Genomic DNA, 14,331 nt, shown 5'->3' on the forward strand with positions numbered 1-14,331 from the left:
GGCCTGCGCGCGGAGGCCCGCAGGCTGCCGCAGCAGGTCGCGCACCGCTGGCGCGAGCGCGCGCTGCTGCACGACTGCAACTCCCCTGCGCACGGCGGACGCAGGCTGCCGGGCACGGCCGACACGGCGCGCGACCTCGCCGTGTACGGCAGCACCCTCATCGGTGCCGTACTCACCGAACGGATGCTGTTCTGCTGGCAGTTGGGCGACGGGGACATCGTCCTCGTCGACGCGGACGGCACCCCGCACACACCGCTCTCGACGGGGCCCGACATGGGGGACGAGACGGACTCGCTGTGCGAGCCGGAGCCCTGGCGCAAGATGCGGTCGCACTGGCAGCCCTTCACCGCGGGCGCGCCGCCGGCCGTGCTCATCTCCACCGACGGGCTCTCCAAGAGCTTCGCCGACCACCAGGGGTTCCTGGACTTCGCCACCGGTGTCACCGAGCGCGCCGCGGGACAGGGCGTGCCCGCGGTGCAGGCGCAACTGGCGGACTGGCTGGAGCGCGCCGCCAAGTACTCCGGTGACGACACGACGTTCGTGGGCGCCCTCGCGGCCACGGCACCCGCTGAGCCCGACCGCTCAGCCGAAGGCTCAGCCGATCGCTCAGCCGAACAGGAAGCCGAGAAAGGAACCGCATGGTGAACGGCATGCTCGCCGCCGGAAAGACCCTGGTGGCCGAGTCGGGGGAGAAGGTCAAGGTCGCCGAGCTCTTCGGCTCCGGCGGCCAGGGAGAGGTCTACCGCGTGACGACGCCGCAGGGCGACCGCGCGCTGAAGTGGTACTACCCGCAGCTGGCCGACGCCCGCCAGCGGCAGATCCTCGAAGGGCTCATCGCGCGCGGCTGGAGCGACGACCGCTTCCTGTGGCCCACGGCCATAGTCCTCGACCCCGAGGGGCCCAAGAGCGGCGCGCCCGGCTTCGGCTATCTGATGGACGTACGCCCGTCGCGCTTCCAGGATCTGCCCGCTCTGTTCCGCCGTGACCCCTCGGTGTCCGCCGCGACGATGCGCACGCTGGTCACCGTGGCGCTGCACACCGTCGAGGCGTACCAGTCGCTGCACTCCAAGGGCATTGCCTACCGCGACATCAACTGGGGCAACATCTTCTTCGACCCGCGCACCGGGGACGTCCTGGTGTGCGACAACGACAACGCGGTGGTGGAGGGCGAGTCCGCCGCGGTCGCCGGGACGATGGACTTCATGGCGCCCGAGCTGGTCCGCCGCGACAAGGGGGCGCAGCCCGGCACGCAGACCGACCTGCACTCGCTCGCTGTGCTGCTCTTCCTGCTGCTCATGAACGACCACCCGTTCAACGGCGCGCAGGCCCTGCAGATCCGCTGCATGGACGAGGCGGCCAAACGGCGCCTCTACGGCACCGATCCGGTCTTCATCTACGACCCGTCCGACGCCCGCAACCGTCCCGTCCCCGACGAGCAGCCGACCGTCGTCGCCACCTGGGGCGCGCTGCCGAAGATCTTGCGGGACTTCTTCGTCCAGACCTTCACGGACGGGGTGCGGACTCCGGTCAAGCGCGTGCGCGAGACGCAGTGGCGCAAGGCCCTGAGCCAGGTACTCGACGCCATCACCCAGTGCGGCTCGTGCGGCAAGCAGAACCTCACGCAGCCGGACGGCGCGGCCCCCGACTGCTGGAAATGCGGTCGTACGCTGGTGCTGCCGCCGCGGCTCGAACTGGTCACCGGTACGGGGACGTCGCGCACCCGGCGCGGCATCAGGCTCGCCCCGAGTGCACGGGTCTACGCCCATCACCTGGTCGAGGATCCCGACCGGCACGACTTCCGTGCGGTGGTGGGCGAGGTGACCGAACACCCGCAGAACCGGGGCAGGTTCGGGCTCACCAACCACACCAAGGACGTGTGGACGGCGCGGAAGGACGACGGGACCGTGCGGGACGTGGAGCCGGGCCGGACGATCGCGCTGCGGGCCGGGTTGTTGCTGGAGTTCGGGGGCGGGGCGGAGGCGGAGGTCCGCGACTAGGGGCGGAGGTCAGGGACCACGGGACCGGCGGGGGCGGGCGTCTGCTTCGTGCGCCACCGCCGCCACCACGCCCGCCACCAAGGGGCGGGCGTCGGCGGGAGCAACGGCGCCGGTGGCGGCGCGGCGGGCAGCACGGCCCGTGCCGAAGGCGCCCCGATGGCCACGGCGTCCGGCCGTGGCAGCGCGGTCACGGTGAACCGGCACTCCGCCGGGGAGACCTGGAGCGCCACGGCCCGCCCCGACACGTGCTGGCTGCGCGCCACGCGCCGCTCACCGCCGCGTACGCCGTCCTCCCAGGAGACGAGCGTGAGCACGGCGGGATCGGGCCAGTCGAACCGCAGCTCGGCACGGTCGGCGGCCACCCGGCGCACCTCCAAGTCCCGTACCTCACCCTGGCGTTCGACGACCACGTTCGGCCCGCAGACGGCGCGGTCGCCGAGCACGCTCACGGCCGTCATCCGCAGCCGCTCACCTGGCGGCGGCAGTACGTCGACGGAGGTCGGCGGCGTGCCGTCGGGCGGGGCCAGCCGACCGACATGCCGGGACACGTCAGCGCCCGGCGGTACGGGATGCCCGAACCACGGCACCAGATGGGCGTCCCCGCGGGAGGGCGGACGCCACGCGATGCGTACGCGGCCGTCGTCGAGGCGCCGGACGCTGAGCTCCTCCACCGGTGCGGGCCAGCGTTCGACGCGGGCGGTGATAGTGCGCCCCGGCGACCAGGCGAGGCGGCCGGCGGGCCCGGGGTAGCCGCAGCGGACCTCGTAGACGTACAGGCCGACGGGGAGCGGCGAGTCCAGGACCTGGTCGTGCTCGCAGAACACCCGCTGTCCCGGGCCGCTCGCACCGTCGGCCGTCCGCATGACACTGACCTCGATCGCCGAGGCGTCCGGCCGCCACCGCACCCGTACGCCGTCCGGCACCGCTTCGGCCCGCAGATCCGCGACGTCCGGGGTGAGCATCAGCTGCGCGGTGACGCGCGGCACCCCGGCCTCGCGGCCCCGGCGTACGGGGAACACGGCGTAGCGCAGCGGGCGTCCGGTGGGCGGATCGAGGTCGACCGCCGTCAGGGCGGTGTCGTCCGACGGCACATCGACGGCGAGCTCGGGCGCGCCGCCGAGGTATCGGAGCACGCGGTAGGACACCGCGCCCCGGCCGTGCCTCGGGGCGCGCCAGGACAGGCGTACGGTCCGGTCCTCGACGACGGCCGCCACCTCCGACTCCGGGGAGGCGGAGGGGCCGTCGGCCAGGAGCGCGGCGACGCGCAGGAGTCCCGCACGCGCGTCCACGTCGTCGTGGGCCTGCCGCACGGCGCCGAGCCATGCGGCGGCCGCGGCGCGGAGGTCGCCCCGGTCCGTCAACTGCTCCGCTGTGAGCGCGAGTTGCCGGACCGCGGTGGACCGGGCGTGGAGCGTGCCGAGCAGGGCGGACAGGACGTGATCCGAAGGTGCAGGGGGGACGAGTTGCGCGAGCCGTTCGGCCTCGCGCAGCCGGGTGCCCGGCCAGATGTCGTTGAGGGTCTCGGCGGCGTCCCGGGCATCGCCCGCCGCCGGGAAACGGACGGCGGCGACGGCGTCCACGAGTGGTCCCGCCTCGCTGCGGTGCACACCCAGGGCGACGGCGTGCTCGGCGGCGGGCGGTGTGGCGCGGGCGGACCCGGGCCGTTGCCGTTCCGCGGTGCCGTCGCTCAGCCTGCAGCACAGTTCCCACAGGACGATGCGGCGCAAGCCCATCGGGTCGTCGCGTACGACGGTCTCCAGGACGTCCACGACGGCGGCCGCGTCCATGGCGCGCGGGTGCGCGGAGGCGAGCCACCGGGCGCGGGACTTCTGGACGTACGCCAGATCGGCGCGCTGCCACAGGCCTCCGCGGGCCGGGAACCACAGGCCGTCGAGAATGCGGAAACCGTCGTCGGTCTCGGCCTTCGGCAGGGTGCCGAAGAGCGCCTGCGTCGACTGCCCCGAAGGGGTCACCGGCGCGGGAGCGCGCAGGGCCTCGGCCGCATGGCGAAACCCCAAGCTCCTTATGGCCGCGTGCAGTTGGAGGTAGCCGCGCATCGCGGGGAAGGCGGGCAGGCTCGGCAGGGGGAGCCCCGACACGTCTCCCGGCGGGCGCTCACCGGGGTTCCAGCTCGTCATGGGTCAGCCGCCCGGAGTCGTGTAGAAGTACACCCTGACGGTCGCCGTCGACGCGGGGTCGCCCAGCTTGTGGAAGTCGTCCGTCGCGGTCTTCTTGGTGAACATGTCCGGACGGCCCTTGCCGAGCAGCGCGTTGACGCGGTGCGCGTACGCCTCGCCGTTCCTCGAGCCGCCGAACGTCAGCACAAGCGCCGCCTCCCGGCCCGCCCACTTCCCGGTGTTCTTGCGGATCTGCTCGGCGAGATCGCCCTTGTCCGCGCCCTTGACCCGGAACTCCTCCGGCCGCAGCTCCACCGAACGGGGGCCCGTGGGGGACTTGGAGGGCGACGGCTTCGCTTCCCCCTTGGACGCCTTGGGGCGGTCGGCCAGCGGGTCGGGGCGATCGGCCATCGACACCAGGGCCAGGACGAGGAGCAGATCGGCGAAGAGCCACCCCGCGAGGACCACCACACTGACCCGCCCCCGGCGTCGCGGTCGGCTCACGCGTCACCTCCGCCCGGCGGCTGGTGCCGGGGTTGCGGCGGCGCGTCGACGGGGCCTGCCGGGGAGGGGATCCGGCGCCCGCGGGCGGGCAGGGCCCGGGTCGCTTCACTCCGGAGGCTGTCGTCGGTCTGATCGGTCTCATCGTGGTCATCGGCGGCTTGCCCGTTGGTGCTGCCGCCCCACGCATGCCCGTTCCCCTCGGACCCGTTCGGCGCGGGCACGGTCGGTGTCCCCAGGAGTGCCGACGCGGGCGCGGTCGGCGGCGTGCCCGGCAGGTCCGAGGCTCCCACCAGCGCCCCGATCCGTTCGTCGAGCCGCGCCGCCGCGTCCTGCCAGTGCGCGGCCGCCGCGTCCCACCGCTCCGTCGCCTCGCGCATCCCCTCCACCGCGTCGCCGGTGCGTCCGGTGCTGTCGACCAGCGCCTGCGAGGCCCGGTCGGTGGCCGCCGCCACCGTCTCCGACTTGGTGACCAGCGACTGCTGGGCGGCGATCAGGGACTTCAGGGAGGCCTCGACGGTGTCGCCCGCCGTCTTGACGCGGTCGGCGATACCGCGCGCCGCGTCCGCGCCGGCCACGCTCGCCTTGTCCGCCGCCGTCCGGCCGTCGCGCAAGGTCTGCTCGATACGGGACGCCGCGACGCCCAGCTTCGGGACTTCGACGGTGAGCGCGTCCGCTGCGGCCTTCAGCGCGTCGATGGACCTGCTCACCGCCGTCGTCGTGCCGGTCAGCGCCTTGTGGCTGGTCTCCGCCTTCGACGCGAGCTGCCGCATCTGGGTGGCCGCCTTGGTCAGCTCGGAGGTGAACTGCTGGGGCGAGGCGCTGCGGTGCGGGGCGAGCACCATCTGCGTACGCGTGAGGACGGACGCGAGTTCGGCCAGGAGCCGCTCCCGTTCGCTCTGCTGCTCCGTCTCCTCCCGGTCCGTACGCGCCTTCACCCGCGCGTGCCACACCGAGAGCAGGACGAGGAGGGCGATCAGGAGCACCGCCATCAGCGCGACGTTCTCGAAGCGGCCGAGCGCCGACAGATGCCCGCCGAAGCCGGACTGCCACAGCTGGAGGAAGGGGCGCGTCGACTCCTTGGGGTCCTCCTTGCTCAGCTCCCCGTACGCCCGCACCGCCTCCCGCAGCCCGAACCACGTCACCAGGAGCGGAATGAAGACGAGGATCCCGAGCGCGGCCTCCAGGCGGCCGTCGTGCCGCCCTGCCTGCCCCGCGGGCGGCGTGAGCACGCTCTCGGGCCGTACGTAGGCGTCCACGAGGTCCACCTCGGCCCACCGGTCGAGCTGGTGGGCCGGTTTCAAGTCCTTCGCAAGCACGGTCAGTTCGGCCGAACGTGGTGCGAGCGATGGATGGGCTGCCAGACGCTGCAACTCGTCGATGAGTTTCTGCTTGTCCAGCAGTTCTGCGGGCGTCAAACGCTTCCCCCTGCTCTCGGGCCCCGCCGGTTCCTTCCGTCGCGGTTCAACCGCCGCAACAGAGCCTCGGCATCGGCGTGTTCAGGATTCCATGTGAGGCACTTCCCCAGGGTCTCAATCGCCTCATCGCGTCCCCCGAGACGCTGTACTTCCACCGCGTGCCGGTAGGTGCGCTCGGCGAGCAGGCCGCGCACACGTTCGCTGGTCGGGTCATGGCCGTACGCGCACCGCAGCCACCGCTCGGCGTCGGGGAAGTGGTGGGGCGAGGTGTCGGCCATCGCGGCCGCGCAGTGCACGTCGATCATCGCGTCGAGCACGTCGGCCCCGGCGGGCCTGGTGGCCGCCCCGAGCCACGCCGCGTGCGAGGCCTGCACGGCGTCCTCGTACCGCCCGAGTTCCAACAAGCTCTCCGCACGGGCGAGTTGGCGCAGCGCGATCCGGTCGGCGGGAGGCGGGGTGTCGGACTCGTCGGCCACCGGCGGTGCTTCCGGCGAGGCCTCCGACGTGAGGGAGTCCAGCAGCGCCCCCGCCTCCGCGACGACCTCCCGCAGCAGCGCCACCGCCTCCTCCGTGCGCCCCTGCCCCGCGAGCACCCGCGCCCGCTCCACGTCCCCGAGCGGCGGCGCACCGCCCCGCACCGGCTCCCCGCCCCCGACCAGCGTGGCCGTCAGGGCAGGCGCGTCCGAGAGCGTGTCGTCGGCCGGGTCCGCGGGCTGCAGCGGACCCTCTTCGAGAGCGGCCGACCCGGCGGCCCCGCCCGCGAGCCGCACCGCGTGCTTCAGCGCCCCCAGGGCGAGCAGCTCGGGCGGTGCCTGCACCCGGTGCCCGCCCAGCTCCGCCACCCCCGAACCGACCTGCTCCATCAGGGTGTTGCCGCCCGTGAGGAGCAGCGTGTCGACGTCCGCCGGTGTCATCCCCGACTGGTCGAGCAGCGACCGCGCGCGGTCGACCGTGCGGCGCACGTGCGGGGCGAGGAAGGCGTCCAGATGGTGCCGGGTGATCCGCACCTCGAGGGGCGGCCCCGTGCCCACGTCCAGGGACAGCTCGGCGGCCCCCGCGCTCCCCGGTGTGCTCAGCGCCTCCCGCGCCTCCTGCGCCCGCGCCCGCAGCGCGAGCCACACCTCCGGGTCCACCCCCGACACCGAACCGGGACCGCGGTGCCTGCGCAGCAGCCGCACCGCCGACGAAAGGACCTCCCCGTCGAAGGCACGCCCGCCCGAGGTGGCCGCCCCCTCGTGGCCGAGCGCGCGGTAGTGCCCCCGCACACAGCGGACCAGGCCGATCTCGAACCCCTCGTACCCCATCCCGTACACGAGGAAGGTGCCGCTGTCCCGCTCCGACGTGTGCCCGACGACCGCGGCCATCGCGTCGCTGATGAGCCGCGCGGGCGCGAGACCCGCATCCCGCGCCGCGTCCCGCAGCGCGGAGCGCTGCGCCGACTGGTAGGAAGCGGGCACGCTGATCACGGTCTGCGCGACCGTCCCCGATGTCTCCGCCTCCACCCGCTCCCGCAGGATCCGCAGCATCCGGACCACCAGGCGCTCCGGCGGGAACGACGCTCCTTGCGCCCGTACGGGCCGCCCGCTGCCGACCCGGCTCTTGAGACTGGGGAAGGAGACGGGCAGCACGCCCGCGGGGGCGGGCTCGCACAGCAGCCACGGCCAGTCCCCGGCCGCCGCGTCCAGCCGCCGCGCGGGCTGACCCGGCAGCGCGAACAGTGCGCGCAGGCCCGTACCGCCGAAGTCGAGCCCGAGGCACACAGGGGCGCGCCCCGCCGTTGAAGTCATCCGTCGACCGTGTCTTCCCCGACCTGGAGGATGCCGCCGTAGTCGGGCCGGTCGGGCAGCGACTGCACCCGGCGCTCCGACTGGGCCACCGCCACCAGACTGCGGAGGTTGCGGGCCTGCTGCGAGGTCTGCACCCGATTGCCCTGCCGGTGGGCCTGCTTGACGAACTCGACCGCTTCGTTGATCTGCCGCACGGTGTCCGGCGGCGCGCCCTCCGACGCCAGCTCGGCCTGCCGGAACTGGCTCGCCAGGCCGCACTGGTGGAACACGTCGTCGAGGAGCAGCTCGGTGAGCCGCTTGTACTCGCCGCTGTCGCCCATCGCCGCCGCCCGCTGGGCCTGCTCGATGTCCCGGCGCACCTTCATCGCCTGCACCGGCTCGATGTACGTGCCGTACCGCTTCAGGAAGTGATCCGCCTCCCGCTCGGCGTACCCCAGCTCCTCGCGCAGCACATGGCTGTCGACCTCCGCGCCCGTCTCCGGAGGCGGGGTCCGCGGCCGTTCGCGGTTCGGGGTCGCCTCAAGGGTCATGTCCGTGCCGCGCACACTGATGCGTACGGTGATGATGCGGTCGGCGGAGTAGTTGAACGACACGTCCACGTGCCGGTTGATCTCGATCTCTTGCGGCAGGTCGAACTCGACGACGCCCTGCTCGTGGTTCTCGCTCGCCACCTGGCTGTCGCCCTCGTAGACCGGGACGCGGATGCGGCGGCTGTCGGTCGCGTGGAAGGTGCGCCGGCGCGGCTCGGGCAGCGGATAGGGCGAACCGGCCGGGATGATCTCGACGAACACGTCGCGCTGGGAGCCCTTGACGGCGGCGATCCCCATCGCCATGGGCGTCGACTCGTAGAGACCCGTCGAGCCCACGGGACGGGCGTTGACCAGACTCTCGGCGCAGTCCTCACAGGTCTGCGCGGAGTCGTCGTTGACCTTCGCGCACTGCGGGTCGGGGCATTCCACGCCGTCCAGGGTCTCGGCGAGCACTCCCGCGCCGAAGGCGACGCACTCCATGGGGTTGATGTTCCTGCGGACCTTGTCCCTGCCGAAGTACGCCTCGACCGCCTCGTAGACGGGCCGGGTGAGCGTGCCGCCGCCCACCAGGAGGACGTCGGAGATGTCCTTGGGCGCAAGTTCGTAGCGGCCGAGTGTCTCCGTCACCAGGTCCATCGTCCTGGACACCAGCGGCGCGATCATCGCGTTGAACTCGCCCTGGGAGAGCGTCATCTCGACGTCGAGGACGCCCTTCTGGCTGCGGTAGGCCGCCGGGATCACGATGTACGTCTCGTCGAGGTCGTTCAGCTCCCGCTTGGCGCGCTCGGCCGCCTTCTTCGCCTGGAAGAGGAACGCCTTGTCGCCCGACGGGTCGACCTGGTGCTCGTCCCGCATCCACTGGATGATCCGCTCGACGATGGCGAGATCGAAGTCGTCGCCGCCGAGCCAGATGTCGCCCGCCGAACGCAGCACCTGGAACTGGCTGTTGCCCTCCTGGTCCTTGACCGCGTTCAGGACCGAGATGTCGAAGGTGCCGCCGCCGAGGTCATAGACGAGGACCCGGCTGCGCTCGCCGCCCGGCTTGTGCAGGCCGAAGGCGACCGCGGCGGCCGTCGGCTCGTCCACGATCTTCTTCACCACCAGGCCCGCGCGCTCGGCCGCCTCACGGGTCGCGGCGCGCTGGGCGTCGCGGAAGTACGCGGGCACGGTGATCACGGCGTGCGTGACCTGCTCGCCCAGGGTCCGCGTCGCGTCCTGCACGAGCTTCTCCAGGATCATCCGCGACACATCGGCGGGAGTCAGTGTCTTCTCGCCGAGCACCACGTGGGCGCGCGGGTCGTCGTCGGGCCCCGCGACGATCTCGTAACTCAACCTGCCGCGCGCCTCCGCCACCGAGGTGTCCGCGAAGTCCCGGCCCATCAGGCGCTTCACGGACACCACGGTGTCCTTGGGCTGCCTGATCGCCCAGTTCAGCGCGTCCTCGCCGACAAGCGGCTGGTGCGGGCGGTCCTGCCTGGCCAGGCCCACCACGGACGGGGTGAGCCGCTCGCCCTTGCTGTTGGTCAGCACCGCGATGTCCGCGCGGTGCGGGTCGTGGGCGGCGACCGCGCTGTTCGTGGTGCCGAGATCGATGCCGATGGCCTTCATGAACGCTCCGTTCCCTGCTCGGGGCCGCCGGTCACGGCGACAACTACCCGGGCGGCGCGCAGGACGTGCCCCCGGTATCGATATCCGCGCTGCAGAATCTCCAGGACCTCGTCGTCGGCCGCTCCGGGTGCGGTGCGGACCTCGGCGACGTGGTGGGTCGCGGGCTCGGCGCGCTCACCGATACGGCCGACGGGCTCGACTCCCTGTCCGGACATGGCGGTTTCCAGCTGCCGGGCGATCAGTTCCAGGCTTCTGCGGTACGACTCCGGGTCGGCCGCCGTCCCTTCGGTTCCTTCGGCGAGCAGTCGGTCGAAGGAGTCCAGGGTGTCGGCGAGCACGAGGAGCAGCTGTTCGGTCAGCGCCCGGTGGGCGGCGTCCCGCGCGGCGAGGGCCAGGGAGTTCTCGTGGGCGAGGCGGGCGACGGTGGCCGTCGTCGCGGGGGACGGGTCCTGCGTACTCATCGAAGGCGGGCTCCTCGGTGTCGCGGGGGTGTCAGATGTCGAAGGTGATGAGGTCGTCGAGGAGCTGGGCGGTTTCCTCCGGGAGCGGCGACTTGGGCGGGCCCGTCGGCTCAGGGGTCTCGGCACCGGCAAGCGCGCGGTCGAGTTCCGCGTGCGCCGCCTTCAGCGCGGTCGGCAAGTCCACGTCGTACAGGAGCAGTTCGGCCACCATGCGGCGGCGTACGACGCGCAGCTCGTCCCAGGCCTGCTGGGTGACCGGCGTCATCAGGCGCCGGGCGAGCAGCTCGAAGGAGACGTTCTGGAGGTCGGCGTGCGACGTCTCCGGTGTGACGCCCACCTCGGCGAGCGCGTCGTAGGGGAACGGGCCGCCGTCCCAGCTCGTCGACGGATCCTTGATCACGGAGCCTCGCCTCCCGCCTGTCGGCCGCCCTCCGCGGGCGCGCCGCCGAGACGGCGCCGCACGGCATCGAGCAGGGCGCGCCGGATGCGGCTGTTCGTCGGGTCGGCGCGGGTGGCGCGGATCAGATGGTGCAGGGCGCGCCGGATGTCGCCGCGGCCGAGGGATTCCTCGGCCAGGTCCGTCAACGAACCTGCCCACTGGGCGAGTTCACCCTCGTCCGGAGGCGTCTCCTCGCTGTCGCTGCGCATCAGGTCGCGCAGTCCGTCCACCCCGAGGTCCTGGGCGAGGAGCCGTTCCAGCTCGTCGAGTGCCTCGCCGAGCGTCTCGCGGTAGCCGTGCGTCAGGGCCTGCCCAAGGCCCACATCCAGGAGGCCAAGGGCCTCGTGGAGGATCTTGAGGCGGCCCGGGATCGTGTGCGTGTGCGCGTCGAGGGTGAAGACCAGGGCGCGCGCCAGATTGTCGCGGGCGTGGCTGGACGCGGGGTTGAGCGCCAGGGCGCGTCGCAGGTCGGCCTCGGCCCCGAAGGCGTCCGAGTGCATGCCGTACTTGGTGCGGGTGTAACCGCGCCACACACCGCGCATGGACAGCAACGCCGAGAGTTTCGCGGTGAGTTGATCCACCAGGTCAGGGTCGAGGGGGTGCAGGACCGGCGGTACCGCCTCGACGAGCGTGACGGCTTCGTCCAGGCAGTCACCGCGCTGCGCGCCGCCCCGGTCGACCAGGGCCTCGACACGGCCGAGCACGGCGGTGACCACCGCCTTCTTGCTGCGGGCCTGCATCCCGGCGCGCCGGGACACGCGGACGAGCTCGGCCCACTCGTCCAGGGCGCGGTCGAGGCCGCCCGCGCCGTCGGTCAGGGCGGTGCGGGAGAGGGCGAGGCGTACGCGCACGGCCAGCTCGACGCCGTCCTGCAGCAACTTCGTGTGCCGCTCGGGCAGTTGGACGTACGCGGGATTGCGGCGCAGGAAGTCCTGGCAGTGCGAGCAGGCCTCGATGTGGGTGTCCGGGGTGGCCGCCGATGCCGGGCCCTCGCAGTCGGCGGGCAGTGTGGTGAGGGTGGCGAAGTCCGGCAGTGCGCGCAGGGCGGGCCCGAACTTGTGGACTTCGCAGAGGACGAAGCTCTTCGCCAACTCCGAGAATGCCCAGCGCAGTTCGCGTACCGCGTAGGCGCCGGGGTCCTTGCCCTGCTCGGCCGCCGAGTCCAGGGCGGCGGCGAGTGCGCCGAGCGGTGCCTCCAGGTGGAGCAGGCGCAGGTAGCGGGGGCCGCAGGCGAGCGGCGCGGCGCCCGCGCCGGGCACGTCGCGCAGGCCGCCCATGTCCTTCAGTACGCGGGCCGCGCCCAGCTCGGCTTCGAGCAGGGCGGCCAACTCCTGGTACGCGGCGGCCTGTTCGGGACGGTCTTGCTCGGTGTGGCGCTGTTCGCAGACGGACAGCTGCCCGAAGAGATGCTGGCTCAGTTCGAGCCGCAGCTGGGCCATGTCCTCGCCCGGCAGGTCCCGTTCGTAGCAGGCGGCACGCTCGGCGCGCCAGCCGTCCCAGTACTCGTCGTCGCTCAGCAGCGTCGCCCAGTAGGCGAGCGCCGACTCCCAGGCGGTGACGGCGTGCTCCCAGGCCCCGCTCTGCTCCAGTTCCTGCGCCTGCCAGAGCCGGGCGGCGGCGAGTCCATGGACGACGGCCATGTCACCCGGAGCCGCCGCGAGCCGCCGCTCCCACTCGGCCGCGGCGGCCTCCCGGTCCCTGGCGAGCAGCAGCAGGAGGGGCGCGTCCCGCGGAAACCGCTCGCACAGATCGCCGATGAGCCAGGCCCCCGCCCCCTCGTCCGGCGACAGCCCGGCCATCGCGTCGCGCAGCGCGGCGGGGGAGTGCCACCGGTACAGGAGCGCGTCCAGCTGGAGCCGCCGCCCCGGAAGCCGCAGCCGGTCCCAGGCGACGCGCTCGGACCAGGTCATGCCACCGCGTTCGAGCAGCGTGTACGAGGCGTCGTTGACGACGTCCATGGTGGCCCCGGGGTCGACGCCGGCGTCACGCAGCGCGAAGTAGGGGTACGTGGGGTCGCTGGACGCGAAGGGGTCGGCGACGAGAGGGGCGCTGGTGAGCCCGTCAGCCCAGGGCAGCAGTTCGAGCAGCCGCCGGAGCCTGCGGCGCCGCGCGTCGGCCCGGTCGAGACCGCCGCCGGCCCGCTCGTACGCGGCGACCGCGTCGCTCCACCGTCCGTCCGCCTCCAGCAACCTCCCTTGCGCGTAAGCGAGATGTGCTTCCGCGTCCCGGTGCCCCGCACACCGCCGGAAGGCGTCAGCGGCCTGCCGCCACTCCTGGTGGGCGTCGGCAAGGCGCCCGCGCGCGTAGGCGCCCAGCGCGGCGGCGTCCCGATGATCCCCGAGCGCGGCGGCCTCCTCCTGGACGCGGGCCCAGTCACCCTCGGCCTCGGCCAGCCGCACCAGCGCGTACCTCCGGCGAGCGGCGGCGTCATCGAACGCTCCGGGCTCACCCTCCACGGCACCGAAGGCGGCCACGACGGCGCCCCACTCCACGCCGCTCGCAGCGGCGCCCTCGGCGATCCGAGCCCGCGCGTACCGCCGCCGCACCACGACATCGGCCCAGCTGTCGGGCAGCGCCTCGTAGGCGAGAAGGGCGTCACCCCATGCGTCGGCGAGCTCGTGGGTGCGGGCGAGGGCGTAACGGTGGAGGTGGCGGGGCTCTTGGTCGGGGTCGGCTGGGTCGGGGGCGGGCGCGCCGCCGCCCGTCGTGCCGCCGCCCTCCGCTTCGGCGTCCCGCGCGTCGGTGTCCTGCGCGCGGACATCCGTCGTGCCGCCGTTCTCCGCTTCGGCGGCCTGTGGGTTGGCGCCGTGCGCGCCGCTCTCCTGCGGGTCTGCGGCCTTCGTGTCGCCGTCCTGCGTCCTGCGGCCCTCCGCGCTCCCGTTCTCCGCGTGGTCGCCCCCAGTGCCGCCGTCCTCCGCTTCGGCGGCCCGTGTGTCGGTGCCGTGCGCGCCACTTTCCTGCGGGTCGGCGGCCTTCGTGTCGCCGTCCTGTGTCTTGCGGCCTTCCGCGCCGCCGTTCCCCGCGTGGTCGCCCTCCGCGCTCCCGTTCTCCGCTTCGGCGGCCTGGGTGTCGGCGTCCTCGGCTTCGGCGGCCTGTGGGTTGGCGCCGTGCGCGCCGCTCTCCTGCGGGTCAGTGGCCTTCGTGTCGCCGTCCTGCGTCCTGCGGCCTTCCGCGCTCCCGGTCCCCGCGTGGCCGCCCCCTGTGCCGCTGTCCTCCGCTTTGGCGTCCTGTGGGTTGGCGCCGTGCGCGCCGCTCTCCTGCGGGTCAGTGGCCTTCGTGTCGCCGTCCTGCGTCCTGCGGCCCTCCGCGCTCCCGCCCCCCGCGTGGTCGCCCTCCGCGCTGCCGCCTCCCGCGTGGTTGCCTTCCACGCCGCCGCCCCCCGCGTCGCCTTCGCCCCCTTCCGCATCCTCCGCGGGAATCGCCCGTGCGTAGATCTCGCAGGCGCCCGCCCAGTCGCCCGCCGCCTCCGCGAG

9 protein-coding genes and 1 pseudogene are annotated in these 14,331 nt (G+C 73.4%); 2 read left to right on the plus strand and 8 right to left on the minus strand.

The window, feature by feature from the left end; translation table 11 throughout:
• The coding region (locus ABD378_RS00225; RefSeq protein ID WP_344518165.1) for a protein phosphatase 2C domain-containing protein at positions 1-645 on the plus strand (645 nt) is incomplete at its 5' end.
• Positions 639-1,997: a protein kinase domain-containing protein gene (locus ABD378_RS00230; RefSeq protein WP_344518166.1), complete on the plus strand. Its 1,359-nt coding sequence runs from the start codon at positions 639-641 to the stop codon at positions 1,995-1,997. The genes ABD378_RS00225 and ABD378_RS00230, both read left to right, overlap by 7 nt.
• Here ABD378_RS00230 and ABD378_RS00235 read toward each other — a convergent pair.
• From ABD378_RS00235 to ABD378_RS00270, 8 genes and pseudogenes are all read right to left on the minus strand, one after another.
• Positions 1,994-4,135 carry a hypothetical protein gene (locus tag ABD378_RS00235; RefSeq protein WP_344518167.1) on the minus strand — a complete coding sequence of 714 codons (2,142 nt, stop codon included), beginning with the start codon at positions 4,133-4,135 and terminating at the stop codon, positions 1,994-1,996. The two genes, ABD378_RS00230 and ABD378_RS00235, sit on opposite strands and share 4 nt — an antisense overlap.
• Positions 4,136-4,138: 3 nt before the next feature.
• Positions 4,139-4,618 carry a hypothetical protein gene (locus ABD378_RS00240; protein ID WP_344518168.1) on the minus strand — a complete coding sequence of 160 codons (480 nt, stop codon included), beginning with the start codon at positions 4,616-4,618 and terminating at the stop codon, positions 4,139-4,141.
• On the minus strand, positions 4,615-6,033 hold the full coding sequence (locus ABD378_RS00245) for a hypothetical protein (RefSeq protein ID WP_344518169.1): 1,419 nt from the start codon (positions 6,031-6,033) through the stop codon (positions 4,615-4,617). Before ABD378_RS00245 ends, ABD378_RS00240 begins: the two co-directional genes overlap by 4 nt.
• A complete protein-coding gene (locus ABD378_RS00250; protein ID WP_344518170.1) occupies positions 6,030-7,820 on the minus strand; it encodes an Hsp70 family protein in 1,791 nt (596 codons plus the stop codon). Before ABD378_RS00250 ends, ABD378_RS00245 begins: the two co-directional genes overlap by 4 nt.
• Positions 7,817-9,958 (minus strand): Hsp70 family protein, encoded by a 2,142-nt coding sequence (locus ABD378_RS00255; protein WP_344518172.1) that lies wholly within the window; start codon positions 9,956-9,958, stop codon positions 7,817-7,819. The genes ABD378_RS00250 and ABD378_RS00255 overlap by 4 nt, the downstream gene beginning before the upstream one ends.
• A complete protein-coding gene (locus ABD378_RS00260) occupies positions 9,955-10,419 on the minus strand; it encodes a nucleotide exchange factor GrpE (protein ID WP_344518173.1) in 465 nt (154 codons plus the stop codon). The genes ABD378_RS00255 and ABD378_RS00260 overlap by 4 nt, the downstream gene beginning before the upstream one ends.
• A 31-nt stretch (positions 10,420-10,450) precedes the next feature.
• Positions 10,451-10,819, minus strand: a complete 369-nt coding sequence (locus tag ABD378_RS00265) for a hypothetical protein (RefSeq protein ID WP_344518174.1) — start codon at positions 10,817-10,819, stop codon at positions 10,451-10,453.
• Positions 10,816-14,331, minus strand: a pseudogene (locus ABD378_RS00270) (hypothetical protein); the annotation flags it as partial. The pseudogene ABD378_RS00270 and the gene ABD378_RS00265, both read right to left, overlap by 4 nt.

Source organism: Streptomyces rectiviolaceus (assembly GCF_039533825.1).
GTDB classification, from domain to species: Bacteria; Actinomycetota; Actinomycetes; order Streptomycetales; family Streptomycetaceae; genus Streptomyces; species Streptomyces rectiviolaceus.